This is a genomic window from Brevundimonas sp. (assembly GCF_029946145.1).
In the GTDB taxonomy this organism is placed as follows: Bacteria; Pseudomonadota; Alphaproteobacteria; order Caulobacterales; family Caulobacteraceae; genus Brevundimonas.
This window is the reverse complement of the sequence record NZ_JAQSDY010000001.1, coordinates 39,719-64,995: the sequence shown is the minus strand read 5'-3', so window position 1 is coordinate 64,995 and position 25,277 is coordinate 39,719. Positions and strand designations below refer to the sequence as shown.

Annotated in this window: 20 protein-coding genes and 1 tRNA gene; 14 read left to right on the top strand and 7 right to left on the bottom strand. The window is 69.2% G+C overall.

Annotation, left to right across the window (positions count from 1 at the left end):
* The first annotated feature begins 19 nt into the window (after positions 1 to 19).
* On the top strand, positions 20 to 1,033 hold the full coding sequence (locus PSV23_RS00320; protein WP_300465453.1) for a KpsF/GutQ family sugar-phosphate isomerase: 1,014 nt from the start codon (positions 20 to 22) through the stop codon (positions 1,031 to 1,033).
* Here PSV23_RS00320 and PSV23_RS00315 read toward each other — a convergent pair.
* A complete protein-coding gene (locus tag PSV23_RS00315) occupies positions 1,030 to 1,626 on the bottom strand; it encodes a CAP domain-containing protein (protein ID WP_300465451.1) in 597 nt (198 codons plus the stop codon). The two genes, PSV23_RS00320 and PSV23_RS00315, sit on opposite strands and share 4 nt — an antisense overlap.
* Before the next feature lie 64 nt (positions 1,627 to 1,690).
* Positions 1,691 to 2,242 (bottom strand): hemerythrin domain-containing protein, encoded by a 552-nt coding sequence (locus tag PSV23_RS00310; protein ID WP_300465449.1) that lies wholly within the window; start codon positions 2,240 to 2,242, stop codon positions 1,691 to 1,693.
* Positions 2,243 to 2,674: 432 nt separating this feature from the next.
* On the opposite strand from PSV23_RS00310, the gene PSV23_RS00305 reads away from it, so the two are divergent.
* Together PSV23_RS00305 and PSV23_RS00300 are read left to right on the top strand one after the other, a co-directional pair.
* Positions 2,675 to 3,880 carry an acetyl-CoA C-acetyltransferase gene (locus tag PSV23_RS00305; RefSeq protein ID WP_300465447.1) on the top strand — a complete coding sequence of 402 codons (1,206 nt, stop codon included), beginning with the start codon at positions 2,675 to 2,677 and terminating at the stop codon, positions 3,878 to 3,880.
* A gap of 17 nt (positions 3,881 to 3,897) precedes the next feature.
* The gene (locus PSV23_RS00300) at positions 3,898 to 6,075 is read left to right on the top strand and encodes a 3-hydroxyacyl-CoA dehydrogenase NAD-binding domain-containing protein (protein WP_300465445.1); all 2,178 of its coding nucleotides are present in this window, start codon (positions 3,898 to 3,900) and stop codon (positions 6,073 to 6,075) included.
* 16 nt (positions 6,076 to 6,091) lie between these two features.
* On the opposite strand, the gene PSV23_RS00295 is transcribed toward PSV23_RS00300, so the two are convergent.
* A complete protein-coding gene (locus tag PSV23_RS00295; protein WP_300465440.1) occupies positions 6,092 to 6,523 on the bottom strand; it encodes a DUF488 domain-containing protein in 432 nt (143 codons plus the stop codon).
* A gap of 82 nt (positions 6,524 to 6,605) precedes the next feature.
* On the opposite strand from PSV23_RS00295, the gene PSV23_RS00290 reads away from it, so the two are divergent.
* Positions 6,606 to 8,261 carry an amidohydrolase gene (locus PSV23_RS00290; RefSeq protein WP_300465439.1) on the top strand — a complete coding sequence of 552 codons (1,656 nt, stop codon included), beginning with the start codon at positions 6,606 to 6,608 and terminating at the stop codon, positions 8,259 to 8,261.
* Positions 8,262 to 8,343: 82 nt separating this feature from the next.
* A tRNA-Gly gene (locus PSV23_RS00285) sits at positions 8,344 to 8,417 on the top strand.
* A 146-nt stretch (positions 8,418 to 8,563) separates the two neighbouring features.
* On the opposite strand, the gene PSV23_RS00280 is transcribed toward PSV23_RS00285, so the two are convergent.
* Both PSV23_RS00280 and PSV23_RS00275 read right to left on the bottom strand, forming a co-directional pair.
* Positions 8,564 to 9,466: an SDR family NAD(P)-dependent oxidoreductase gene (locus tag PSV23_RS00280; RefSeq protein WP_300465437.1), complete on the bottom strand. Its 903-nt coding sequence runs from the start codon at positions 9,464 to 9,466 to the stop codon at positions 8,564 to 8,566.
* A 13-nt stretch (positions 9,467 to 9,479) separates the two neighbouring features.
* The gene (locus PSV23_RS00275; RefSeq protein WP_300465435.1) at positions 9,480 to 10,385 is read right to left on the bottom strand and encodes a DUF1295 domain-containing protein; all 906 of its coding nucleotides are present in this window, start codon (positions 10,383 to 10,385) and stop codon (positions 9,480 to 9,482) included.
* Positions 10,386 to 10,553: 168 nt separating this feature from the next.
* Between PSV23_RS00275 and PSV23_RS00270 the strand changes: the two genes are divergently transcribed.
* Positions 10,554 to 12,779, top strand: coding sequence for a TonB-dependent receptor (locus PSV23_RS00270; RefSeq protein WP_300465433.1), 2,226 nt, complete (start codon positions 10,554 to 10,556; stop codon positions 12,777 to 12,779).
* Between the two features lie 63 nt (positions 12,780 to 12,842).
* On the opposite strand, the gene PSV23_RS00265 is transcribed toward PSV23_RS00270, so the two are convergent.
* Positions 12,843 to 13,778, bottom strand: coding sequence for a helix-turn-helix domain-containing protein (locus PSV23_RS00265; RefSeq protein ID WP_300465431.1), 936 nt, complete (start codon positions 13,776 to 13,778; stop codon positions 12,843 to 12,845).
* 140 nt (positions 13,779 to 13,918) lie between these two features.
* Between PSV23_RS00265 and PSV23_RS00260 the strand changes: the two genes are divergently transcribed.
* The 8 genes from PSV23_RS00260 to PSV23_RS00225 are packed head-to-tail and all read left to right on the top strand — an operon-like array spanning position 13,919 to position 24,059.
* Positions 13,919 to 15,388 carry a carotenoid oxygenase family protein gene (locus PSV23_RS00260; protein ID WP_300465429.1) on the top strand — a complete coding sequence of 490 codons (1,470 nt, stop codon included), beginning with the start codon at positions 13,919 to 13,921 and terminating at the stop codon, positions 15,386 to 15,388.
* Position 15,389: 1 nt separating this feature from the next.
* Positions 15,390 to 16,544: an acetyl-CoA C-acyltransferase gene (locus PSV23_RS00255; protein ID WP_300465427.1), complete on the top strand. Its 1,155-nt coding sequence runs from the start codon at positions 15,390 to 15,392 to the stop codon at positions 16,542 to 16,544.
* Positions 16,545 to 16,561: 17 nt separating this feature from the next.
* Complete coding sequence (locus PSV23_RS00250; protein WP_300465425.1) at positions 16,562 to 18,220, top strand: aldehyde dehydrogenase family protein; 1,659 nt, start codon at positions 16,562 to 16,564, stop codon at positions 18,218 to 18,220.
* Positions 18,217 to 19,443 carry a thiolase family protein gene (locus tag PSV23_RS00245; protein ID WP_300465423.1) on the top strand — a complete coding sequence of 409 codons (1,227 nt, stop codon included), beginning with the start codon at positions 18,217 to 18,219 and terminating at the stop codon, positions 19,441 to 19,443. The genes PSV23_RS00250 and PSV23_RS00245 overlap by 4 nt, the downstream gene beginning before the upstream one ends.
* A complete protein-coding gene (locus PSV23_RS00240; RefSeq protein WP_300465421.1) occupies positions 19,440 to 20,945 on the top strand; it encodes a class I adenylate-forming enzyme family protein in 1,506 nt (501 codons plus the stop codon). The genes PSV23_RS00245 and PSV23_RS00240 overlap by 4 nt, the downstream gene beginning before the upstream one ends.
* Positions 20,942 to 22,657 (top strand): class I adenylate-forming enzyme family protein, encoded by a 1,716-nt coding sequence (locus PSV23_RS00235; protein ID WP_300465419.1) that lies wholly within the window; start codon positions 20,942 to 20,944, stop codon positions 22,655 to 22,657. The genes PSV23_RS00240 and PSV23_RS00235 overlap by 4 nt, the downstream gene beginning before the upstream one ends.
* Positions 22,654 to 23,592 carry a nitronate monooxygenase gene (locus tag PSV23_RS00230; protein WP_300465417.1) on the top strand — a complete coding sequence of 313 codons (939 nt, stop codon included), beginning with the start codon at positions 22,654 to 22,656 and terminating at the stop codon, positions 23,590 to 23,592. The genes PSV23_RS00235 and PSV23_RS00230 overlap by 4 nt, the downstream gene beginning before the upstream one ends.
* Positions 23,592 to 24,059, top strand: coding sequence for a PaaI family thioesterase (locus PSV23_RS00225; RefSeq protein WP_300465415.1), 468 nt, complete (start codon positions 23,592 to 23,594; stop codon positions 24,057 to 24,059). The genes PSV23_RS00230 and PSV23_RS00225 overlap by 1 nt, the downstream gene beginning before the upstream one ends.
* Here the strand turns inward: PSV23_RS00225 and PSV23_RS00220 are convergent.
* A complete protein-coding gene (locus tag PSV23_RS00220) occupies positions 24,056 to 25,273 on the bottom strand; it encodes an acetyl-CoA acetyltransferase (protein WP_300465414.1) in 1,218 nt (405 codons plus the stop codon). The two genes, PSV23_RS00225 and PSV23_RS00220, sit on opposite strands and share 4 nt — an antisense overlap.
* Positions 25,274 to 25,277: the final 4 nt, after the last annotated feature.

Below are 25,277 nucleotides of genomic sequence, written 5' to 3'. Positions count from 1 at the left end.
GATTGTGATTCTTCCCCCGATGCGCCACATCGCCGGAATGAGCGACGCTGCAAACCCCGTCCTGTCCGCCGAGCCCGCCGCGATGACGGCGCGGGCCCGGGAGGTGATCCAGCTGAATATCGCGGCCCTTCAGGCCCTTGAGGCGGGGCTCGACGACAGCCTCGCCCGGGCCTGCGAGATCATCCTGTCGCGCCCCGGCTATGTGGTCGTCACCGGCATGGGCAAGTCGGGCCATATCGGCGGCAAGATCGCCGCCACCCTGGCCTCGACCGGCACCAACGCCTTCTTCGTCCATCCGGCCGAGATGAGCCACGGCGACCTGGGCATGCTGCGCAAGGACGTGACCCTGCTGGCCATCTCCAACTCGGGCGAGAGCCGCGAGCTGCGCGATCCCCTGATCTACTGCCAGCGCGAGGGCATTCCGGTGATCGGCCTGACCCAGCGGCCCGCCAGCTTCCTCGGTCGCTCGTCCGCCGTCTGCCTGACCATGCCCCAGGTGGCCGAGGCCTGTCCCAACGGCCTGGCCCCCACCACCTCGACCCTGATGACCCTGGCTCTGGGCGACGCCCTGGCCATGGTGCTGATGGACCGGCGCGGTTTCACCGCCGAGGCCTTCGGCCTGCACCACCCCGGCGGCAAGCTGGGGATGAGCCTGCAGAGCGTGCGCGACTGGATGGGCGACCGCCCGCCGGCCCCCGCGACCGTCCCGCTCACCGCCACCTTCGCCGAGGTGGTCTCGGCCATAACCGAGGGCCGCAAGGGGGCGACGGCGGTGCTCGCCGACGACGGAACTCTCGCCGGGATCGTCACCGACGGCGACATCCGCCGCGCCTTCTCGCGCGACCTCAACGGCCTCACCGCCGCCGATGTCATGAGCCCGCGCCCCAAGGTCATCGGGCCCGACGCCCGCATGAGCGACGCCGTGGACCTGATGACCCAGAACAGGATCGCCACCCTGCTGGTGGTCGAGGCTGAGCGCCCCGTGGCTATCGTCCACATCGCCGAACTGATGCAGGCCGGCTACGTCGGCTAATAGGCGCGGCGACCGTCGATATTGCCGGGCGGCGCATAGCGACAGGCCAGAACCGACCGGTCATCCCGGGACACGATGGCGCAGCCGACATGGGTTGTGCCGCCCCAGACCAACTGGCTGTAGTGGCCCACGTCGGACCAGTCGCCGGTGCGGCTGACATTCGGGAATACGCCCTCGCGGTATTGCGCCTTCTCGGCGATCCATTCGCCGACCATCTCCTCCGGCGTGAAGGCGCGCCCGCCCCAGCCGCTCCACAGGTTCTCGCCATGACCATGCATCGACGGATCGTGGGCGAAGCGACCGCTGGAGATCAGTTGACCGGCCCAGCCCCGGGCTTCGGCCTCCAGTTCCTCGCTCCAGATCAGCGGCCGCGATCCGACCAGCGCGCGCTCGGCGTTGTGGGCGGCGAGCAGTCGGGCTTCGATCTGGTCCGAAGGTCTGGAACTGCGGGGCGGCGTGATCGGGACGACCTGCCGCGCGGATTGTGACGCCGGCTCGATCAGGGGCGCCCGCCCGGTCTGAGGCGCATACGCGTCCGCGCAGGCGGCGGCGGGCAGGATGGCGGCGAGAATCAGAAACAGGGAACGGCGCATGGAGCTTCCTCAGTCAGGTGCGGGGACATAGCGCCCCGGCTCCCACGCCGTTCCCGTGCCTGTATCAGCGGGCGGCGTCACCCATCGGCGTGTCCATCAGCGCCTTTTCCGTGTCGTCGCCTTCCAGCGTCAGGGTCACGGCGGGCTTGCCCGCCTGGAATTCCTCCATCGCCGTCGCCTTGCGGGCGCGCATCGCATCCGCAAGGGCGTCCATGTCCAGGCCGGCGGCGCGGGCCTGGGCGAACATGCCCTCGGAGCGCATCTCCTCTTCCTCGACGTGGTGCTCGATCATCTCGGACAACACCTTGACCTTGGCGTCGTAGAAATCCTCTTCCGGGCCGCCGGCCTCGATGTCGTTGATCAGCAGCTTGGCCCCGTCATGCTCGACATAGGCCTCGTTCAGAAGGTCTTCCTCGATCTTGCCGCGACAGGCCGGATAGAAGATCTCTTCCTCGATCGCGGTGTGGACCTTCAACTCGAGGCAGGCCTGTTCGGCCAGCGCCTGTTTCCTCGACTTCGAGGTCGCCTTTTCGAACGCCGCGAAAATCTCCTCCACCTTGCGGTGGTCGGCCTTCAACATCGCGATCGCGTCCATCTCTTCATAGGTCCGGGCCATGGTCTTCTCCTCCTGACAAAAACGGTGCCTGGCGGCTTAAGACACGGAGAAAGTCCCACGTTCCTACGGCGAAGCTAGCTGAGAGTCGTTCTCGCGAATCGACGCCGTCAGGCGTCCGGTAGCCGACACAACCGCTCATTTCGGCGGGTTCGCGTTCAGAAGCGGAGGCCGCGGAGGCCGCGGAGGAGCCGGACCCTCCTCCCCCTCCACGTCACCGGCATCGCGGACGCTGGAATGACACATCCGATTCCGACGCATCGCCCGGTCAGGTTTCGTGTGTCGCGGGCCCGATGTCCGGTTGTCCGAAATGTCCCACGAATTTTCCGGGTCACGGACAGTTCAGGTTTCTGCCGGCGAAAAAACTTGACGTTGACGTAAACGTAGGTTTTCTGGCGTCCACGCTTGATCCGTCCTTATTGGAGACCGACTCCCATGGCCGAGGCCTATATCTACGACGCCGTGCGCACCCCGCGCGGCAAGGGCAAGAAGGACGGCTCCCTGCACGAGATCACGGGTCTCAGCCTGGCCACCCAGGTGCTGGAAGCCCTGCGCGACCGCAACGATCTGGACACCTCGAAGGTCGACGACGTCATCCTCGGCTGCGTCACGCCCGTGGGCGAACTGGGCGCCGACATCGCCCGCACCGCCGTCCTCTCGGCCGGCTGGGCCCAGACCGTCGCCGGCGTCCAGGTGAACCGCTTCTGCGCCTCGGGCCTCGAGGCCGTGAACATGGCCGCGGCCAAGGTGAAGTCCGGCGAGGCCGACTTCGCCGTCGGCGGCGGCATCGAGGCCATGAGCCGGGTGCCGATGGGCTCCGACGGCGGCGCCTGGCCGGTCGACCCGTCCAGCGCCTTCCCGACCTTTTTCGTCCCCCAGGGCGTCTCGGCCGACATGATCGCCACAAAATACGGCTTCAGCCGCGACGACGTCGACGCCTACTCCATGGAAAGCCACAAGCGCGCCGCCGCCGCCTGGGCCGACGGCCGCTTCTCCAAATCGGTGATCCCGGTCAGGAACCAGCTCGGCCTCGTCCAGCTGGACCGCGATGAGACCATCCGCCCCAACACCGACATGCAGACCCTCGGCGCCCTGAACCCGTCCTTCGCCATGATGGGCGAGATGGCCTTCGACAGCGTCATCAACCAGCGCTACCCCGAGGTCGAGCGCGTCAACCACGTCCACACCCCGGGCAACTCCTCGGGCATCGTCGACGGCTCCGCCGGCGTCCTGATCGGCTCGCTGGAGGCCGGTCAGGCACTCGGCCTCAAGCCCCGCGCCCGCATCGTCGGCGCCGCCTCGATCGGCTCCGAACCCTCGATCATGCTGACCGGCCCCGAGTTCGTGACGAAGAAGCTGCTCGCCAAGCTGGGCATGACCCCCGCCGACATCGACGTCTGGGAGCTCAACGAGGCCTTCGCCGCCGTGGTGCTGCGCTACATGCAGGCGCTCGATATCGACCATTCGAAGATGAACGTGAACGGCGGCGGCATCTCCATGGGCCACCCGCTGGGCGCCACCGGCGCCATGATCACCGGCATCGCCCTGGACGAGCTGGAGCGGTCGAACAAATCGACCGCTCTGATCACCCTGTGCATCGGCGGCGGCATGGGCACCGCCACCGTTATCGAACGCGTCTGAGCCGAGGGATTTTGACCATGGAAAACTTCAAGATCGACGTCGACGCCGACGGCATCGCCCTGATCACCTTCGACGTCCCCGGGCGGTCGATGAACACCCTGACCTCGGGCGTGATGGCCGAGATCCCCGAGTGGGTCGAGCGAGTGAAGACCGACGACGCCATCAAGGGCGCGGTCCTGACCTCGGGCAAGGCGAGCGGCTTCTGCGCCGGGGCCGACCTCGGCGACATGGCCGGGGGCATGCTCGCCGGCGGTTCGCTGCAGGACGCGTATGACGCTGGCTGGAAACTGAACGGCGCCCTGCGCGCGCTGGAGACCTGCGGCAAGCCGGTGGCCGCCGCGATCAACGGTCTGGCGCTGGGCGGCGGGCTCGAGCTGACGCTGGCCTGCCACTATCGGGTGGTCGCGGACGACAACAAGATCCAGCTCGGCCTGCCCGAGATCAAGGTCGGCCTCTTCCCCGGCGGCGGCGGCACCCAGCGGCTGACGCGCCTGATCGGCGTGCAGGCGGCGATGACGGCGATGAGCGCCGGTTCGTCCTGGCGCCCGAACGACGCCAGGGGCGCGGGCGTGGTGCACGAGGTCGTGGCCAAGGGTTCGGAAGTCGAGGCGGCCAAGGCGTGGATCAAGGGCGGCGGCAAGGCCGTCCAGCCGTGGGACGACAAGTCGTTCAAACTGCCCGGCGGCGGCCCCTACCACCCGGCCGGCATCCAGAATTTCCTCGTCGGCAACGCCATGCTGCGCAAGCAGTCGTACGGCAACTATCCTGCCGTGCTGAACCTGATGAAGGCCGTCTATGAGGGCGTCCAGGTGCCGATGGACGCGGCCCTGCGCATCGAGACCCGCTATTTCATCAAGACCCTGATGACGCCGCAGGCCCAGGCCATGATCCGCTCGCTGTTCCTCAGCAAGCAGGAGCTCGACAAGGGCGCCGTGCGCCCGGCCGGCGTGCCGAAGTCCGATCCGAAGAAGGTCACCGTCATCGGCGCCGGCATGATGGGCGCGGGCATCGCCTATGTGCAGGCCCTCGCCGGCATCGAGACCATCCTGATCGACCGCACCCAGGAGGACGCCGAAAAGGGCAAGGCCCACGTCGCCGACCTGCTGAAGAAGCGCCTCTCGCGCGGCCAGATCACCCAGGAGAAGTTCGACGCCCTGCTGGTCTCCGTCACCGCCACCACGGACTACGACCTGATCAAGGGCTCGGACCTGGTCATCGAGGCGGTGTTCGAGAACCGCGAGATCAAGGCCGACGTGACCAAACGCGCCGAGGCCCAGCTGGCGCCCGGCGCCGTGTTCGGCTCCAACACCTCGACCCTGCCGATCACCGGCCTGGCCGAGGCCAGCATCCGGCCCGAGGACTTCATCGGCATCCACTTCTTCTCGCCCGTCGACAAGATGATGCTGGTCGAGATCATCCTCGGCGAGAAGACCGGCGAGGCGGCGATCGCCAAGGCGCTCGACTATGTGATGAAGATCAGGAAGACCCCGATCGTCGTCAACGACGGCCGCGGATTCTACACCTCGCGCTGCTTCGGCACCTATGTGGCCGAGGGCATGGCCATGCTGGAAGAGGGCTACGCCCCGGCCCTGATCGACAACATCGGCCGCATGACCGGCATGCCGCGCGGCCCGCTGGAGATGCACGACGACGTGGCGCTGGACCTGTCGGTCAAGATCGCCAAACAGACCGCCGCCGACCTCGGCGACAAGTACGAGCCTCTGCCCGGGTCGCACATCGTCCAGACGATGGTGGAAGAGCTCGGCCGCTACGGCCGCAAGAACGGCAAGGGCTTCTACGACTACGAAACCAAGCCCAAGACGCTGTGGTCCGGCCTGGCCGATCTGGCCCCGGTCAAGATCAACGACTCCACCCCGGAGCTGGTCGAGGACCAGAAGCGCCGCCTGCTGTACCGCCAGGCGGTCGAGGTCGCCCGTTGCTGGGAAGAGGGCGTCATCGACGACCCGCGCGAGGCCGATGTCGGCGCCATCCTGGCCTGGGGCTTCGCGCCCTGGACCGGCGGCCCGATCACGATGATCGACCAGACCGGGGTGAAGGAATTCGTGGCCCAGGCCGACGTCTACGCCGCCCGCTACGGCGACCGCTTCAAGGTCCCGCAACTGCTGCGCGATATGGCCGACCAGGGCCGCACCTTCTACGGCGACTTCGCCGGCAAGCAGAAGGCCGCGGCATAGGGCCGACGGGGACGGGTCAGAGGTTCACCACCTCGAACCCGTCCTCCGCCGCCAGCCGTTCCGCCAGCACCGCGCGGTGGCAGCCCGCGTGGTCAGCCTCGAAACACAGCAGCGCCGTCGGCCGGTCCCGTGCGATCTCGCGCAGCCGCTCGAAGGCAAGCTGCGACGGCGGCTCCGCCATATGGCCCGCGAAGATGTCGCGCATCTCGCCGATCCGGCCCTTGCGCGCCGCGTCCCGCCCGGCTTTTGGCGTGCCGAGGTCTCGAAGGTGCACGTATTCGATCCCGGCCTCGGCCAGACTCGCGCCCAGCACAGTCTTGGAGAAGCCCGCCCGCCGCGACGCCGCCACCGCGCGCACGTCCGCCAGCACGGTCACGCCCGCGGCCTTCAGCCGCCCGATCACGGCGGCCTGCGGCTCGCCCTCGTATCCGATGGTGTAGAGTTTCATGCCCTCCACATGGGTCCGACGTCCGCTTGACGCCAGCGGCTTTCGGCTCCACCCCTCCGGTCGTCTCAACCGGAGTCGAGTCATGATCCGCACTCTCGCCCTCGCCCTGCTGCTGGGTTCCGCCGCCTGGAGCGCCGAGGCGCAGGAACTGTTGATCCGGGGCGGGACGATCTACACCGGCGTGGCGGAGCGACCGACGGCCGAGGTGGTCCTCGTCCAGGACGGGCGGATCGCCTATGTCGGCCCCGCGTCGGGGGTGCCGGAGTTCGACTACGCCGAAACGCTCGATCTCAAGGGCGCGGTCCTGTTTCCCGGCTTCACCGACGGCCATGCCCACCTGGACGGCATCGGCTGGCGCGAGCTGACCCTGAATCTCGAGGGCTCGGCCTCGGTCGCCGACGCCATGGCGAGACTGACGGCCTGGGCCGCCTCTCACCCCGAGGGACCCATCCTCGGTCGCGGCTGGATCGAGACGCGCTGGCCCGAGGCGCGCTTCCTGACCGCCGCCGATCTGGACGCCGCCGCGCCGGGCCGGATCGTGCTGCTGGGCCGGGCCGACGGCCATGCGGTGGTCGCCTCCACCCCGGCCCTCGCCGCGGCAGACATCGACGCCTCGACCGTTGCCCCGTCCGGCGGCGAAATCCTGAAAGGACCCGACGGCAAGCCGACCGGCCTGCTGGTCGACGCCGCCGAACGCCTGGTCGCCGGCCTGATGCCGCAGGCCGACCCCGCCGCGCTGCGCGAAGCCTATCGGGCGGGCTTCCGCGTCGAAGCCGCCTATGGCTGGACCGGCGTCCATTTCATGAGCGCCCCCTGGAAGGACATCCCCTTGCTGGAGGATATGGCCGAGGACGGCGAGGCCCCGCTGCGCATCTACAACAGCATTACCCCCGACGGCGCCGCCGAGCTGATCGCGGGCGGCCCGCGCAGCGTCGCCGACGGCCGGATCATCACCCGGGCGATCAAATACTACGCCGACGGAGCCCTCGGCTCCCGCGGCGCGGCCCTGTTCGAACCCTATGCCGATCGGCCCGACACCACCGGCCTGATGCAGATCACGGAACAGGAGATCGTGCCGTTGTACCAGGCGGCGCTGAAGGGCGGCATCCAGATCGCCACCCACGCCATCGGCGACCGCGGCAACGCCTCGGTGGCGGAATGGTACCAGCAGGCGCTGGCCGGGGTCGCCCCCGCCGACCGCCCGAACGGCGCCGACGTGCGCTGGCGGATCGAGCACGCCCAGATCCTGCGGCCCGCCGACTATCACTGGTTCAGGGACCTGCCCATCATCGCCTCGATGCAGCCCAGCCACGCGATCGGAGACCTGTATTTCGCGCCCGCCCGTCTCGGCGGCGCGCGGCTGGACGGCGCCTACGCCTGGCATAGCCTGGTTGATCTGGGAGTCGTCGTGGTCGGAGGCTCGGACGCGCCGGTCGAGCGGGGCGCCCCGCTCATCGAATTCTACGCCGCCGTCGCGCGCGCCGATCTGGAGGGAAACCAGGGCCCCGACTGGCGCCCCGGGGAGGCCGTGGATCGCGCCACTGCGTTGAAGATGTTCACCCTCTGGCCCGCATACGCCAGCTTCCGCGAGGCCGAACTGGGCACGATCCAGGTCGGCAAGCGCGCCGACCTGACGGCCTTCGACGTCGACCTGATGACCGCCCCCGTCGCCGATATCCCCAAGGGACGGGCCATGCTGACGATCGTCGACGGGGTCGTGGTCTATCGCGCCGATTGAGCCGAAAGCAGGACGGGGCGGCCCCTCGGCGCCGTGCCGTCTGGACGCCGTCCGCCGTTGGCCCTAAGGCTGCGGCGGCTCCGCGGGCGTGATGTAGTGGTAGCCTGAAAGCTTCCCAAGCTTTTCGTGCGGGTTCGATTCCCGCCGCCCGCTCCATTTTTCAATGACTTAGAGAGAATACTGCTCCGGACACGGAGCGCCTCTCTGGTTCGCGCTTCGGTCTCCCTGCATCGTGGGGGCGCCTTCGTTCACGTGACGTCGTCCTGCCGTCATCCTCAGTGCGAACCGTCCCGGGGCCGTTTTTATTCAGGGCTCCCCGAACGGGCCACGCCGTCCGCCATCAGCTGGTCGAAGGCGGCCATGCCGTCGGGGAAATCGCGCCAGCCGTCGCGGGCTTTCAGCCGGTCGACGCGGGCATTGAGATCGTCCGGCCCGAAGCCGTCGTCGAACCATTCGGCGGCGCCCTCGACGCGCGCGGCGAGGCGCACACCGCCGGCGCCGGCGGTGACGGTCTCTCCGTTCAAGGGACAGTCGGGGGACATAAGCCAGCTGGCCACCGGCGCGACCCGCTCCGGTCCCATGCGGGCCGCTATTTCGGGAGCCAGATATTCGCCGGTCATGCCGGTGGCGGCGAAGGGCGCGAGGGCGTTGGCGGCGACATTGCGGCTCGCGCCCTCGAGAGCGATCACGCGCATCAGGCCGATCAGCCCGGCCTTGGAGGCCGAATAGGCGGCCATGCCGTGCACGCCGTGCAGCCCCGCGGTGGAGGTCGAGACGAGGATGCGGCCGCCGCCGTTGTCGCGCATGTGGCGGTAGATCGGTAGGGTCGGGATCAGGGAGCCGAAGAAATTGACCTCGAAATTGGCCCGGAACTCGTCGAGCGTCTGCCGGTGCAGGGTCGAGGCCTCGGGCGCGCCGGCGTTGTTGAGCAGACCGTCGATGCGGCCGAAGGCCTCGAGCGCCGTCGCCAGCAGTCGATCGCCTGAATCGGCGTCCTCGACCGCGAGCGGCGCGGCGGCGGCACGACCGCCGGCGGCTTCTATCTCGGCCACCACCGCCTCGGCCGAACCGGGCGCATCGGCGGCGCGAGGGCGGGTGTTGACCACGACGCAGGCGCCGCGCGCGGCGAGATCCAGGGCATAGGCGCGGCCCAGCCCCCGGCCGGAGCCGGTGACGACGATGACGCGATCTTTCAGCGTGCTCATGAGACGTCCTGTTCTATTGCCTTGAGGTCGATCGGGGACGCGGCCACGGCAGGAAGCGCGGCGTGCGGGCGCAGTAGGCCGCCCACGCTTCGCCACGCGTGCGCGCCATGTGCATTTCCTTGAACGGCGCGGCCGAGGCGTAGCCCATGAACCAGCCCGTGAAGAGTGGGCCGAACGCGGTCAGCGCTCCATAGGGATGGGCCAGGGCGAACACGAACCAGGCGCACCACATCAGGGTCTCGCCCAGATAATTGGGATGACGCACCCAGCGCCACACGCCGGTGTCCAGCAGCCGGCCGCGGGTGTCGGCCGCGCTTTTGAACGCCGCCAGTTGCCGGTCGGCGGTCCACTGCAGCAGAAAGCCCGCCAGCCAGACTCCCGCGCCGGCGAGCGCGACCGGCCAAGGGATGGGTTCGGGCGCCGTCAGGGCGAAGACGAGCGGCGCGCACCATAGCCAGACGGTGATCCCCTGCAGCAGATGGATCTGGAACAGACTCCACCAGATCCAGCGCCGACCGAAGCGGCGCCGCCAGTGAGCGTAGGGCTGACGCTCCGCCCCCATATTGTGGCCCCAGGTCTGGGCGATCAGTCGAACCGACCAGACCAGCAGCAGGATCAGGAGCAGGGCCGTGCCCGCGTCGGGCGACCTGCCCCTCGCCCACAGGACGGCCCCCGCGACCGCCACCGGGATCGCCGGATAGCAGATGTCCATGACGCCGTGGTTGCGGATCGCGGCGCCCCAGGCCCAGGCCGCCAGCACGATCAGCAGAACCCCGCCGCCCGACAGGAGCCAGAGGTCCAGACTGTCCCGCAGGGCCGAGGTCGGCAGGAACGGGACGGCCGCGCCGACCGCGAGAGGAATAACAGGCAGGACGTAATGCCACGACCGGCCGGGGGCTCCTTCGGGATCGCCAGCCACCACATCGCCGTGACCGCAATCCACAGGACTCCGTAAATCGCTCCAACCGCCACCACCGCTCCCCTGATTGTCACTTTCATAAAAAGACTTGCAAAGTTGGTTCGCTAGCGCAAGCTGCGACTGCAGAGAGTCCGACAACGGATCAGGCATTGGGAGCGGAGGGAACTCATGGTCAGCTACAGGGGCGTGCGTGCGGGGGAACGGACGGGTCTGAGGGGGGCGTCGATGCTGGCGCTCGCGCTCGCCACAGGTCTCGCGACTCCGGCTTTTGCGCAGGAGACGCGGTCGCAGGAAACCGTGCTGGACGAGATCATCGTGACGGCGCAACGGCGTGAGCAGCGCCTCCAGGACGTGCCCATCGCCGTCACCGCCTTCAGCGAGGAGGTGCTGGAGCGGACGGCGGCCAGCGGGCTGGAGGACATCGCCGGCAAGGTGCCCGGCGTGACCATGACCCAGTTCAACGTCGGCGAACCTCAGATCTTCGTGCGGGGGGTCGGCACCACCAGCGATTCCGCGGCCAGCGACCCGTCGGTCGGCGTTTCGATCGACGAGGTCTCGATCGGCCGCGCGGGCGCCAGCGCCCTCGCCTTCATGGACATCCAGCGGGTTGAGGTGCTGCGCGGCCCGCAAGGCACCCTGTACGGACGCAACGCCTCGGGCGGGGCGCTGAACGTCCACACCAATCGTCCCGACATGACTCCTTCGGGCCAGATCACCGGGCGCATCGGCAGCTTCGAGGAATACGGGATCGAGGGGGTCATCAACGGCCCGATCGGGGACGACACCGCCGGCCGCCTGGCGTTCCGCTACAACACGGACAGCGGCTATGCCGAGAACGTCCCGACGGGCGAGGACCTGCATGGCGGCACATCCTACGGCCTGCGCGCACAGATCCTGCATAACGCCGGAGACTGGACCTTCCTGGGAGCCGTCGACGGCAGCAAGGAGGAGATGGACGGCCAGGCCCGGATACCGGTGCTGACCGCCAGAACCGCTCCGGCCTTCGCGGCGCTGATCAACAGCCTGCGGACGGGACTGGGGCCGAGAGAGACGACCGACAGCGCCCTCACCTACCAGAACCGCACCAATTGGGGCCTGACCGGGCGCGCGGAATGGCAGGGTGACCGTTTCGGCTTCGTCTCGCTGACCTCCTATCGCGACAACGACTACGACTGGCGGGACAATCTGGGGGGAATGCCCTACCCCGCCTTCCCGCTGCGCGTGGACGATCAGGCCAGCGAGCAGGCGGACCAGTTCAGCCAGGAATTCCGGTTCGTTTCCGGTCCGGATTCGGCCATCAACTGGGTCACCGGCCTCTACTATTTCCGCGAAAACGTCGATCGCACCGAACGCTTCGTGGTCCAGACCGCGCTGCCGATCGCGCCCCCGAGTTTCGGCGGCGACACCAACTTCAACCAGGAGGGGGTCAACACCAGCTACGCCCTGTTCGGCCAGGCCAACATTCCGTTCGCCGAGATCTGGGAGCTGACCCTGGGCGCGCGCTGGACCAAGGACGAGCGCAAGATCCATCAGGTGGCCATCGACAACGACAATGGCCTCAGCCCGCCGCCGGGCATTCCGCTGGGACCGACGGGCTCGCCCTATAACGTCCGCGCGGAAACCGCCTTCGACGAGCCGACGTGGCGCGTCGCCCTGTCGGTCGAGCCGGTCGAGGACGTGCGCCTCTACGCCAGCTATGACCGCGGCTACAAGGCCGGCGCCTATGTATCGGGCGCCCAGACGGGGACGCAGGCCGTCCGTCCGCTGAACTCGGAGTTGCTCGACAACTACGAGCTCGGCGCCAAGACCACCCTGCTGGGCGGCCGCCTGCGGCTGAATGCTGCCGCCTTCTGGCTCGATTATACAGACCTGCAGGTCTACGAGCTGTCGGGCCTGAACCTGGTGACCTCGAACGCCCAGGCGGAAATCCGTGGTTTCGAGGTCGAGACGGCGCTGGCGATCACTCACAATCTGACGATCGGCGGCTCCTATACCAGCCTCGACGCCCAATACACGTCGGACGCCGTCGCCGGCGTCGGCCTCCTTCCCTACAACGGCCACATCCTGCCCCGCTCGCCCGAGAGCCAGTTCACCCTCTACGCCGACGGCGAATGGCAGGCCTGGGGCGGAACCCTGGGGGCGCGCGTCGACTACCAATGGACCGACGACTTCTACTTCGACCCCTCGAACAACCCGGAAGTGCTGGTCCCCTCCTACGGGCTGCTGGGCGCCTTTGCATCGTGGGAATCGCCGGGCGGCTACAAGATCGCCATCTACGGCAAGAACCTGACCGACGAGGTCTACCCGGTCCACGTCATCAAGAACGTGGGCGTCGGTTTCAGCGTCTTCGCTCCGCCGCGCAGCTTCGGCGTCGCCCTGACGCGCAGCTTCTGACGACTGACTTCCTGGTCGGACTGGCCGCCTTCGCCCTGTGCGAAGGCGGCCCTTTTTCGCCTGTCAGGTCCGGTCCATCTCCCAGCGGATCTCGCGAGGGTCCAGCCGCCGTCCGGTGAGGCTGTCACAGACGACAGGGGTCAGGAATTCCCCGGTCGCCCGATCGACCAGTCGCATGTGCGGCTCCTCGTTCGGGTAAAGCCACCGCTCGCTCCAGCCATGCATGGCCAGCACGATCGGATACATGTCCCGCCCCGCCTCCGTCAGGCGGTACTCGTAACGTACCGGCGCGTCCTGATAGGGCACGCGCGCGAGGATGCCGTGCAGGACCAGCCGCGACAGCCGGTCCGCCAGGATGTTCGTCGCCACGCCGAGCGCGGCGTGAATCTCGTCGAACCGACGCAGGCGGAAATAGGCCGCGGAGACGACGGCCCAGCTCCAGTAGTCGCCCATGATCTCGGTGGAGCGGTCGATGATCGGCCGATCGGTTTCAATGGGTTGGGAGCGCCGCCGGCGCGAGGTGGGCGGACCGATGGGGCTCATGGGACGCATGATTTTCCACTCGACCTCCGAGGTGGTGAAAGGCCGTCCGTGCTCGCGGCCCAGCACCACGGGGATGAGCCGCGCCCCGCTGGTGCGATCGAAGAAGTTCAGGGCGTAGCGGTCCTGCAAGGGTGAGCGGGCCCACTTCCGTTCCCACTGCCCCTGCATCAGGGCGACCCCGAACATATCCAGCCCCATCGGCGACAGGCGGTAGGCCATGCGCGCCCCGCCCTCGACGACCGGCTGCATCTCGAGGAGGCCGGCGGTCGTCAGCCGCTGCAGCCGGTCGGCCAGCACGCTGCGGGGCGCGCCAAGGCGTTCGCGCCAGACGCTGAAACGGCGAACGCCGTAGAAGGCTTCGCGCAGGATCAGCTGGGTCCAGGCGTCTCCGGTGATGGCGAAGGCCCGGGCCACGGGGTTGCCCATGATCAGGGCCCGGATGTCTGTCTCGCTCATTCTCCAACCACCGGCGATGTTCCTGACCTGCATAGCCTGATTTGCCGGCCCGTCACCCGCAACAGGTCCTAATCGACGCTTGCGTAAAAGGACCATTTGCCTGATGGTTCGTCAGAACAAGCTTCCGGGAAAGAACCGCCATGGCCAATGACGCCGCCCTCGCCCGCCGGATCGAGACGGGCCCGCTCAGTCCCCTCAACGCGCTCAATCCTTACCTGCAGGGGGTCTATGAACCGGTCGCCCGCGAGACGACCGCGGACGATCTGCCGGTGATCGGGGAGATCCCCAAGGACCTGCACGGCGCCTTCTACCGCAACGGCCCCAACCCGGCGCAGGCGCCCGAAGGGCTGCATCACTGGTTCGATGGCGACGGCATGCTGCACGCCATCTGGTTCGAGAACGGCAAGGCCCGGTATCGCAACCGCTATATACGCTCCGAAGACCACCTCGCCGACCTGAAGGGCGGTTGCGGCGCGGGCGGGGTGATGGAGTCCTCGACCCGGGCCAACCCCTCGTCGAGCCGGGGCGACAAGGTCTACAAGGACACGGCCAATACTGATGTCGTGCTGCACAACGGCTCGCTGATGGCGCTGTGGTACATCTCGGGCCAACCGGTGCGCGTCGATCCGCGCACGCTCGAGACCATCGGCGCCGAAACCTTTGGCGGCAAGCTGCCGCGTCATGTCTCGGCCCACTCCAAGGTCGATCCGAAGACCGGCGAGTTCGTCTTCTTCGACTATTCCCTCTACGAGCCGTGGATGAGCTTCGGCGTGGTCAGCCCCGCCAACGAGCTGACGCACTTCGCGCGCGTCGAGCTGCCCGGTCCGCGCCTGCCCCACGACATGGGGCTGACCGAAAACTACGTCATCCTGCATGACCTGCCGGTGGTGTTCACCGATGGCGGGCTGCGGCGCAGCACCTGGAACATTCACTTCGCCGACCAGCCGGCCCGTTTCGGCGTCATCCCCCGCAACGGCTCGGGCGACCAGATCCGCTGGTTCGAAACCGACAGCTGCTACATCTATCACGTCGTCAACGCCTGGGAGGACGGCGACGAGGTGGTGATGACCGCCTGCATGATGACGCCCAACGGTTTCCCGCCGAATCCGGAATACGGGCCCTATGCGGCGATGGTGAACGTACTGGCCCTGCACGCCGTGCCGGTGGAGTGGCGCATGAACATGCGCACCGGGGAGGTCAGGAAGCGGCAGCTGGACGACCGCATCGGCGAGTTCCCGGTGGTCAATCTCGACTACGTCGGGCGGCGCACGAAGTGGTCCTACCACGTGGCCATGGCCCCGACCGAACTGCAGCGCTTCAAGGGCCTGATCAAATACGATCTGGAGACGGGCGCCGCCCGGACGTGGGACTACGCCCCCTCCCAGTTCGGTTCCGAGCCGGCTTTCGCGCCGCGCGTGGGCGCGACCGCCGAGGACGACGGCTATGTCATCGCCTTCGTCACCGACGCCGAAACGGGCAAGTCCGAAGTGCAGGTGATCGACGCCCGGGACATGGAGGCGGGGCCGGTGGCGCGGGTGCTGCTGCCCGTGCGGGTGCCCGCCGGATTCCATGGCGCCTGGGCGCGCGGCGACCAGCTCGAGGCCGGCTGACGTGACGGCCTGGATCCATGACGCCGTCCGAACGCCGCGTGGCAAGGCCCGCCCCGACGGGGGTCTGGCCGGGCTGAAACCGCAGGCGCTGATCGCGGGGCTGATCGACGCCCTGCAGGCGCGCGGCCATGACCCGCGCGCGGCCGAAGCCCTGATTGTCGGATGCGTCGGCCAGGTTGGGGCCCAAGGGGGCAATATCGCCCTGGTCTCCAAACTGCACGCCGGCCTGCCGGACGAAACCGCGGCGTGGAGCGTCAACAACTACTGCGTCTCGGGCCTGACCGCCATCGGCCAGGCCGCGGACATGGTCGAGACCGGCCGCGCCCGCGTGGTGCTGGCCGGCGGCGTGGAGATGATGTCGCGCGTACCCTTCATGGCCGATCGCGCCGACTACTACGCCGATCCGGACTTCACCCCCCGCGCTCGCTACGTGCCCGTGGCGGTGGCGGCGGACCGGCTCGCCGAGGACATCGGCGTGACCCGCGAGGAGATGGATCGGGCGGCCCTGGTGTCGCAGACCCGGACGGCGGAGGCCGAGGGCGGCCCGCTGGTCGCCTCCCGGATCACCCTGGCCGGCCTCGAGGCCGAGGAATGCGCCCGGCCGACGACGATCGAGAAGCTGCAGCGGCTGGAGCCGGCCTTCGCAGAGATGGCGGTCCCCTATGCCGAGGCGCTGGAGGGGCGGAAGATCGACCACCGCCACACGATCGCCCACGCCCCGCCGATGTCCGACGGGGCCGGCCTGGCGCTGGTGTCGTCCGACGCCCGGGGCGCCCGCGCCCGCATCGTCGCCCACGTCGAGGTCGGAGGGGATCCCGCCGCCTCCCTCACCGCCGGCTTCACGGCCATGGATCGGGTGCTGGAGCGCGCCGGCCTGTCGCTGGCGGACATGGACCGTATCGAGTTCATGGAGGCCTTCGCCGTCACCATCGTGAAATTCCTGCGAGAGCGCGCGGTGGACCCGGACAGGGTCAACGTCGGCGGCGGCCATCTGGCCAAGGGACATCCAATGGGCGCGACCGGCGCCATCCTGCTGTCCTCGCTTCTCGACGCGCTCGACGCCTGCGACGGCCGCTACGGCCTGGTCGTCGCCGCCGGGGCCCAGGGCGTCGGCTCGGCGATGGTCGTCGAACGCCTGGCGACCGTCGCCCGATGAACGAGCATGTCCCGCGCATGCGCGAAGCCGTCGTCGAGCGCCACGCACCCCTGATCGAAGCGGCGCTTGAGGCGATCCGCACGCGCCGCGCCTGGTCGCCCTTCCGGGACTCGCCGTCGACGAAGATTCATGGAGCCGAAAAGCCGGCGGCCGGCAAGGCGGCGTTCGAGGCCCAGTTGGGGCGGCCGTTCGAGCTGGACCTGCCGGGCGTCGTCGGCCGGGCCGGCGCCGAGGTCTCGCCCTATACGCTGGAACCGCTGGGGGTGACCTATCCCGTCTGCGCGCCCGACGCCCTGATCGCCGCCGCCGGGGCGGCCATGCCCGCCTGGGCCGCCGCCGCGCCTGAACTGCGCGCCGCCCTGTGCGCCGAGATGGCGGTTCGTCTCTATGAGGTGAATTTCGAGATGGCCCAGGCGATCATGCATGTCGCTGGCCAGAGCTACACCCAGGCGTTCAGCGGTTCGGGCCCCAATGCGCTGGACCGGGGCATCGAGGCGCTGGCCTATGCGGTCAAGGCGATGCGCGACGTGGCCGTCTCGGGCCGCTACGAGCGCGAATTCGGCGGCGAGCGGGTCGTGCTGGACAAGACCTACGCCCTGGTCCCGCGTGGTGTCAGCCTGGTCATCTGCTGCGCCAGCTTCCCGACCTGGAACGCCTATCCGGCGATGTTCGCCAGCCTGGCCACCGGCAATCCGGTGATCGTCAAGCCGCACCCCGTGGCCGTCCTGCCCATGGCCATCGTGGTGCGCGAATGCCGCCGCGTGCTGGCTGACCACGGGTTCGACCCCGATCTGGTGACCCTGGCCGTCGACACCCTGGAAGACCCGGTGGCGCAGGTCCTGGTCGACCATCCGGCGGTGCAGATCGTCGATTTCACGGGCAGCCCCCGCTACGGCGGTCATCTCGAGCGTACGGTCACCGGCAAGCTGCTGTTCACCGAGACCGCGGGCGTCAACACGGTGGTCGTGGACTCGGTCGACGACCTGACCGCCGTCGCCCGCGCCGTAGCCCGCGCCGCCTGCCTGTTCTCGGCCCAGATGTGCACCAGCCCGCAGGTGATCTACGTCCGCCCGGACCTCGCCGCGGGGTTCGGCCGGGCGTTGGTCGAGCAGATCGACGCTATCACCGACGACCCGGCCCAGGCCGCAGGCATTATGGGGGCCATCCAGGGGATGGTCAGCCTGAAGGCCGTGTCCGCGGTACGCGGAGCCCTCGACCAGCATCCCCTCGCGCGGGTGTTGCGGGAGGCCGCGCCTTACGCCCATCCACATTTCCCCAAGGCCCGGACCCTGACACCGCTGGTGGTCGCCGTGGACGGCCCGGCGCCCGACCTCTACGCAGAGGAACATTTCGGCCCGGTGCTGTTCGTGGTGGCGATGGATGGGGATGAGGCGGTGGCCGAGGCGACGCGGCTGGCGCGCGAGCAGGGATCGATCTCGTCCTACCTCTATTCGACCGATGAGACCTTCATCGACCGGTCGATCCCGCACTATGAGCAGGCCGGCGCCAATCTGACGATCAACCTGACCGGCGCCATGTGGATCAACTTCGCCGCCGCCTACAGCGACTATCACGTCACGGGTCTCAATCCCGCGGGCAACGCCTGCCTCGCCGACCTGGCCTTCGTGGCCTCGCGCTTCCGCATTGTGCAGCGGCGCCGACCGGCGGCGGCATGACGACCGAGGTCTTCATCGCCGGGGTCGGCATGACCGCGCTGGGCAAGCGGCTGGACCAGAGCGTCAAGTCGCTGACCGCCGAAGCCGTGCGCGCGGCGCTGGCGGACGCTGGCGCGGATCGGGCCGACATCGGGGCGGCGTGGTTCTCCAACACCCGCCAGCCGATGCTGGAGGGTCAGAACACCGTGCGCGGCCAGATCGCCTTGCGCCCGCTGGGCCTGGCCGGGATTCCGATCGTCAATGTCGAGAACGCCTGCGCCTCGGGGTCCACCGCCCTCTGGCTGGCGATACAATGGCTCAGGGCCGGAGAAGGCGAGATCGCCCTGATCGTCGGGGCCGAGAAGATGGTCTGGCCCGACCGGCCGGACCGGGTGGCGGCCGCGTTCGCCGGCGGGACAGACATCCACGACCGGGAGGGCGTGCTGGCCTTCATCCGCGAGCTGGGCGGCGCGGCGCCGGGCGAGGGCCGCAGCCTGTTCATGGACCTCTATGCCGCCCAGGCCCGGGCCCACATGGCGCGCCACGGCACGACGGTCGAGGACTTCGCCCGCGCCGCCGCCAAGAACCACGCCGCCGGCGCCCTGAACCCCTACGCCCAGTACCGGACCGCGATGACGGTCGAGCAGGTGCTGGCCGACAAGCCGGTGGTCCATCCCTTCACCCGCGCCATGTGCGCCCCGGTCAGCGACGGGGCGGCGGCCGCGGTGGTCTGCAACCTCGCCGGGCTGATGCGGCTGGGAGCCGCCGCGCGGGCGGTGCGGGTGCGCGGCTGCGCCCTCGTCAGCGCCTCGTTGCGCGAGGCCTCGGACCTCGACAACCACATCGGCCGACGCGCGGCGCTGGCGGCCTGGGCCCAGGCCGGCGTCGGGCCCGAGGATGTCGATGTCGTCGAGGTCCATGACGCCACCAGCTACGCCGAGGTGCAGCAGATCGAGAATCTGGGACTGGCCGAACCGGGGACGGTGGGCGCGCGACTGCGGCGGGGCGATTTCGCGCTGGGCGGCCGCAGCCCGGTCAACACCACCGGCGGGCTGGTGGCCAAGGGCCATCCCGTGGGGGCCACCGGCATCATCCAGCTGCACGACCTGACGCGCCAGCTGCGCGGCGAGGCCGGCCCGGTCCAGGTCGCCGGCGCCCGGATCGCCGTCGCCGAGAACGGCGGCGGCTTCCTCGGAGTCGAGGAGGCGGCCACGGTCGTCACCGTGCTGGAGCGTGCGGCGTGAACCCGGTGGCGGTGATCTACGAGGGGGCGCAGGAGCGCCTCGACCGGCCGGCCCTGATCGACGGTGCGCGCACCGTCAGCCATGGCGAGCTTCTGGCGCTGACAGACGCCCTCGCCGGCGACCTGTTCCGGCGGGGTCTGGGCCGAGGGCGCCGCGTCGGCCTGTGCGCCGGCAACAGCTGGGCTCATGTCGTCGCCTACCTGGCGATCCTCAGGGCGGGCGCGGTCTGGGTTCCGCTCAACCCGCGCAATGGGCCGGGTCTGAACGGAGACCTGCGCCGTCGCGCCGGGCTCGATCTGCTGCTGGTCGACGAAGACTCCCGGGCCCAGCTCGACGCCGCTGCTCCGGTCGTGGACCTTGAAGACTGGCTCGCCCTCGCCGCTGCCCGGGCGCCCGCGCCGCCGATGGACGACGACCCCGCAGCCGACTTCGCGATCAAATTCACCGGCGGCTCCACCGGGACGCCAAAGGGGGTGGTCCAGAGCCGGCGCTCGGCCCTGGCCGCCTTGCGTTCGATGCAGGCGTTCTACGGGTTCGGCCCTTCGGATGTGAACCTGGCCGTCGCGCCCCTGACCCACGGCTCATCCCACTACATCCTGCCGGTGCTGGCCGCCGGGGGCGCCCATGTTCTGATGGCCCGTCCCGACAGGGCCGGAATTCTCGCCGAGCTGAAGCGCCGCGTCACCGTCGCCTTCATGCCGCCGACGCTGATCTATCTGCTGATGGAGGAGGCGGCGTTCGGTCCCGAAGACTTTCCCCGACTGCGCCACCTGACCTGGTCCGCGGCCCCGATGCCTCCGGCCCGCATCCGCGAGGCCATCCAGCGCTTTGGCCCGGTGCTGGGCGCCCTCTACGGCCAGACCGAAGCGCCGATGGCGATCAGCGCTCTCGACCCGGCCCAGGCGGCGCGGCCGGAGTTGCAGGCCTGCGCCGGCTATCCCTTCCCGAAGACTCCGGTGCGGGTTCTGACCGCCGACGGCGCCGTGGCCGGGATCGGCGAGGGCGAGATCCTGGTCGGCGGCGACCTGGCCGACACGCGCTATCTGGACGATCCCGAGGCGACGGCGGCGGCGCGCTTCGACGGCTGGCTGAAGACCGGCGACCTGGGGCGGCTGGAGGCCGACGGCCGCCTGACCATCCTGGGGCGGTCGCGGGAGATGATCATCTCGGGCGGCTACAACATCTATCCGGCCGAGGTCGAGGCGGCGCTGGGGGCCCATCCGGCCGTGCGCGAGGCCTGCGCCTTCGGCGTCGATGATCCGGTCTGGGGCGAGCGGCTGGAAGTCGCCGTGGCCTTCGACCCGGCCCTCGCCGACGCCGACAGCCTGCTCGACCATGTGCGCCGCGCCCTGGGCCCGGTGCGAACGCCCAAATGCCTGCACATCGTTCCCGCCCTGCCCCGCAACCCGGTCGGCAAGGTGGTGCGCGGCGCGGTGCGCAGCCTGATCTACCCGGCTTCGAACGACCGGGAACCGCAAGACCAAGTGGAGGTTGCCCGATGATCGTCGTCCCGCAGGACCGCATCCGCGAATTCAAGGCGAAAGGCTGGTGGGGCGAGGACACGCTGGACGGCCTGTTCCGGCGACACCTGGCCGCCCACCCGGACGCGGAAGCGCTGATCGACCCGATCAACGCCGCCGACATCATGGGTGGAACGCCCGAACGCCTGACCTGGCGACAGGTCGATGAGGCGGTGGATCAGCTGGCCGCCGTCCTGCACGACCACGGCCTGAAGAAGGACGACGTTCTGATCGTCCAGCTGCCCAACATCAACGAACTGAGCATCGCCTATCTGGCGGCCTTGCGGCTCGGGGTCATCGTCTCGCCGGCGCCGGTCCAGTATCGTGAGAACGAGCTGGGCTATATCGCCGGCAAGACCGGGGCCGTCGCCGCCCTGACGACCGACCGCATCGGCAAGCACGCCCACGGCGAGATGCTGCTGAGCGTCAGCGAGCGCTCGGCGGCGTTGAAGCATATCTTCGTGCTGGGCGAGACCTGCCCGACCGGGGCTATCGACCTGGAGCCACGCCTGGACGCCGTGACGGCGAAGCAGCTCAGGTCCGCCCGGGGGGCCATGAAGGCGGCGAAGATCACCGCCGACGACGTCGTCACCATCTGCTGGACCTCCGGGACCGAGGCCCAGCCCAAGGGCGTGCCGCGCAGCCACAACGAGTGGATCATCATGGGCGCCGGCGTCTCGGACGCCGCCGACCTGCGGCCCGGCGCGCGCATCCTCAATCCGTTTCCCATGGTCAACATGGCCGGGATATCGACCGGCTTCATCAGCTGGCTTATCACTGGCGGGCGGCTGATCCAGCACCACCCGTTTGATCTGCCCGTGCTGCTCAAACAGATGCGCGACGAGGCCATCGACTATACGGTCGCGCCGCCGGCGGTGCTGAACCTGCTGCTGCAGAACGAGGCCCTGCTGGCCGGGATCGACTTCACCCGGCTGAAGTCGATCGGCTCCGGGTCGGCGCCCCTGTCGCCGTGGATGGTGGCCACCTTCCACGAGAAGTACGGCGTCCAGATCGTCAACTATTTCGGCTCCAACGAGGGTTGTTCCTTCCCCAGCGCCTGGCAGGACGTTCCCGACCCCGCCGAGCGGGCGACCGTGTTCCCGCGCTTCGGCCAGGGCCGGAAATGGAAGGCCCTGCTTCACGACCGGATCACCACCCGCGTCGTTGACCCCGAGACCGAGGAGGAAATCACCGAACCCGGTCGTCCCGGCGAACTGCGGATCAAGGGACCGACGGTGTTCTCGGGCTACTGGCGATCGCCTGAAGTCAGCGAACGGGCCTTCGACGCGGAGGGCTGGTTCCGCTCCGGCGACCTGTTCGAACTGGCGGGCGGCGACGGGCGGTTCATCCGCTTCGTCGGGCGGCTGAAGGACATCATCATCCGCGGCGGCATGAACATCTCGTCGGAAGAGATCGAGGGGCACCTGCTGGGCCACCCGGCGATCGCCGACGTCGCCGTGGTCGGGGCGCCCGATCCGCGCCTGGGCGAGCGGCTGTGCGCCTTCGCGGTCTTCCGTCCGGATCAGACCGCCGATCTGGCAGACATCAACCGCTACCTGACCGACGAAAAGCAGGTCGCCGTCTACAAACAGATCGAGCGGCTGGAGGTCATCGACGCCCTGCCGCGCAACCCGGTCGGCAAGGTCCTGAAGCGAGACCTGCGCGACCGCCTCGGAGAAGCGTCCCCGGTATGAGTTCCGTTTTCCCTCACGCCCTGCGGCTGCCCGTCATCGCAGCGCCCATGTTCCTGGTCTCCGGCCCGGACCTGGTCATCGCCGCCTGCAAAGCGGGGATCGGCGGCGCCTTTCCGACTCCCAACTGCCGGACGATCGAGGATCTGGACCGCTGGATGGACCAGATCACCTCGGCTGTGTCGCCGGGCGACGGGCCGTGGATCGCCAATCTGATCACCCATTCGACCAACGCCCGACTGCCCGAGGACCTCGCCATGGTGGCGCGTTACAAGCCGCCGATCGTGATCACCGCCCTGGGCTCGCCCAAGCCGGTGATGGAGACGGTGAAGGCCTACGGCGGCCAGGTCTTCGCCGACGTGGTCAATATGAGGCTGGCCCGCAAGGCGGCCGAGGCGGGGGTCGACGGCCTGGCCTGCATCAGCGCCGGCGCCGGTGGGCACACCGGCCACCTGTCACCCTTCGCCTTCGTCTCGGCTGTGCGCGAATTCTTCGACGGGACGCTGGTGATCGGCGGCGGCGTCGCCGATGGCGCAGGCGTCGCCGGGGCGATCGCGGCCGGGGCGGACATGGTCTACATGGGCACCCGCTTCCTCGCCACGCGCGAGAGCCTCGCCCAGGACGCCTACAAGCAGATGGTGGTCGACTGCGACGCCGACGATCTGATCGTTTCGCCCGCCGTCACCGGCACCGACGCCTCGTGGCTGAAGCCCAGCCTGCGGGCCGCCGGCCTGGACCCCGACGCGCTCGGCGGCGCCGTCCAGCGCGACTATTCCGGCGGACAGAACAAACGCTGGAAGGACATATGGGCGGCCGGCCAGGGCCTCGGCCGCATCGACGCGGTGGAGTCCACCGCCGAGGTGGTCGCGCGGCTGGAGCGCGAGTACCGCACGGCGGCGAACCGATTCAACAGCTTGACCGCCCCGGCGGCGGCGTGATGCCGCCCTCCCTCGCCTCGCGCTTCCGGCTCGATCCGGAAGCCGACGGGCTGGAGCTGGCGCGGCGCTGGGCCGAGGCCCGGTTCGCCGGCGGTTTCACCGAGCGGCTGCGGGCCTGGCCGGTCGAGGTCGGCAAGGGTCGGATGGTGGTCCGCTGCGACCTCGACGACGGCCACGCCAATTTCGTCGGCCTGGTGCACGGCGGGGTGACGGCCGCCCTGGTCGACATCGCCGGCGGCGGCGCGGCCATGACGCTGCTCAAACCCGGCGAATATCTGCTGTCGACCGACCTGAACCTGCGATTCCTCAACGCCGCCCCGATCGACGCAGGCCATCTGATGATCGAAGGTCGCGCCGCCTATGCCGATGCGCGCAAGGTGGTGGCCGAGGTCACCGTGGCCCTGCCGGACGGCCGGGTCGTGGTGCACGGCACGGCCGCCATCGCCATCCGGCGGCGCGAACCCTAGACCCCGACCACCAGGCTGACGGTGGTGGTGGTCGAGCCGCCGATGTTCAGGGTCTGGACGTTTCGGGCGCCCTCAACCTGGTAGTCCCCGGCGGTTCCGGTGGTCTGTTTGAAGGCGTCCAGCGCCATCCGCACGCCGGTCGCGCCGACCGGATGACCGCAGCCGATCAGGCCGCCCGAAGGGTTGATCGGCAGGCGGCCCCCGATCTCGATGTCGCCGGCCTCGACCGCCTTCCAGGCCTCGCCCGGGGCGGTGAGGCCCAGGTGATCGATGGCCATGTATTCGGTCATCGAGAAACAGTCGTGGGTCTCGACGGCGTCGATGTCCGGCAGCCCCAGGCCGGCCCGGGCCCGCGCCTCGTCGCTGGCCCGCTTCACCTGCGGGAAGACGTAGGCGTCGCCGGCGCTGGCGGCGATCTTGCGGGCGTAGCTGATCGGCGCATTGCGGTGACCCCAGCCCTTGATGCGCGGCAGGGATTCCAGCGGCACGCCGCGGCGACGTGCATAGTCGGCCGCGCGCTCGGCCGAGGCGAGAAAGACAATCGCCGCGCCGTCGGTCACCTGGCCGCAATCTGTCTTGCGCACCCGACCCTCGATCACCGGATTGACCTCGTCGTCGGCGGTGAAGGCTTCCTCGGGGAAGACGTAGTCGCGCGTCTGGGCGTTGGGGTTCAGCCGGCCGTTGGCGAAATTGATCTGTGAGATGCGCCGCAGATGCGCCTCGTCGATGCCGTAGCGCCGATCGTATTCCTCGGTGAGATCCGAAAAGGCGCGCGGCCAGACATAGCGCGCGTCCTGGTATTCGTGTCCGGCCCAGGCGGCGGCGCCGAGGTGCCCGGCCGCGGTCTGGCCCGGCACGTTGCGCATCAGCTCCAGCCCCAGCACCGCGGCCGTGCCGTAACGGCCGGATTCTATGTCGGCCATGGCGGCCAGGATGGCCAATGAACCGGAGGCGCAGGCCCCCTCGTGACGCGACGCCGGCATGCCGTTGAAGCGCTCATCGGCCAGGGCGAAGAAGCCGCCCAGCATGCCCTGACCCGCGAACAGGTCGCCGACGAAATTGCCCACATGGCCGACGTCGATGTCAGCAGGCTCCAGGTCCGTCGACTCAAGGCCGGCGGCCAGGGTCTCAGAGAAGCCGTCCGCGATCTCCAGGCCCTCGCGCGCCCAGTTGCGGCGGAAGTCGGTCTGTTGGCCGCCGAGGATGTAGACCATGAAA

What these genes read in the sequence shown, in the direction of transcription:
- PSV23_RS00320 (WP_300465453.1), top strand. Translation starts at nt 20, where the DNA reads ATGCGCCACATCGCCGGAATGAGCGACGCTGCAAACCCCGTCCTGTCC.
- PSV23_RS00315 (WP_300465451.1), bottom strand. Translation starts at nt 1,626, where the DNA reads ATGCGCCGTTCCCTGTTTCTGATTCTCGCCGCCATCCTGCCCGCCGCC.
- PSV23_RS00310 (WP_300465449.1), bottom strand. Translation starts at nt 2,242, where the DNA reads ATGGCCCGGACCTATGAAGAGATGGACGCGATCGCGATGTTGAAGGCC.
- PSV23_RS00305 (WP_300465447.1), top strand. Translation starts at nt 2,675, where the DNA reads ATGGCCGAGGCCTATATCTACGACGCCGTGCGCACCCCGCGCGGCAAG.
- PSV23_RS00300 (WP_300465445.1), top strand. Translation starts at nt 3,898, where the DNA reads ATGGAAAACTTCAAGATCGACGTCGACGCCGACGGCATCGCCCTGATC.
- PSV23_RS00295 (WP_300465440.1), bottom strand. Translation starts at nt 6,523, where the DNA reads ATGAAACTCTACACCATCGGATACGAGGGCGAGCCGCAGGCCGCCGTG.
- PSV23_RS00290 (WP_300465439.1), top strand. Translation starts at nt 6,606, where the DNA reads ATGATCCGCACTCTCGCCCTCGCCCTGCTGCTGGGTTCCGCCGCCTGG.
- PSV23_RS00280 (WP_300465437.1), bottom strand. Translation starts at nt 9,466, where the DNA reads ATGAGCACGCTGAAAGATCGCGTCATCGTCGTCACCGGCTCCGGCCGG.
- PSV23_RS00270 (WP_300465433.1), top strand. Translation starts at nt 10,554, where the DNA reads ATGGTCAGCTACAGGGGCGTGCGTGCGGGGGAACGGACGGGTCTGAGG.
- PSV23_RS00265 (WP_300465431.1), bottom strand. Translation starts at nt 13,778, where the DNA reads ATGAGCGAGACAGACATCCGGGCCCTGATCATGGGCAACCCCGTGGCC.
- PSV23_RS00260 (WP_300465429.1), top strand. Translation starts at nt 13,919, where the DNA reads ATGGCCAATGACGCCGCCCTCGCCCGCCGGATCGAGACGGGCCCGCTC.
- PSV23_RS00250 (WP_300465425.1), top strand. Translation starts at nt 16,562, where the DNA reads ATGCGCGAAGCCGTCGTCGAGCGCCACGCACCCCTGATCGAAGCGGCG.
- PSV23_RS00245 (WP_300465423.1), top strand. Translation starts at nt 18,217, where the DNA reads ATGACGACCGAGGTCTTCATCGCCGGGGTCGGCATGACCGCGCTGGGC.
- PSV23_RS00235 (WP_300465419.1), top strand. Translation starts at nt 20,942, where the DNA reads ATGATCGTCGTCCCGCAGGACCGCATCCGCGAATTCAAGGCGAAAGGC.
- PSV23_RS00230 (WP_300465417.1), top strand. Translation starts at nt 22,654, where the DNA reads ATGAGTTCCGTTTTCCCTCACGCCCTGCGGCTGCCCGTCATCGCAGCG.
- PSV23_RS00225 (WP_300465415.1), top strand. Translation starts at nt 23,592, where the DNA reads ATGCCGCCCTCCCTCGCCTCGCGCTTCCGGCTCGATCCGGAAGCCGAC.
- PSV23_RS00220 (WP_300465414.1), bottom strand. Translation starts at nt 25,273, where the DNA reads ATGGTCTACATCCTCGGCGGCCAACAGACCGACTTCCGCCGCAACTGG.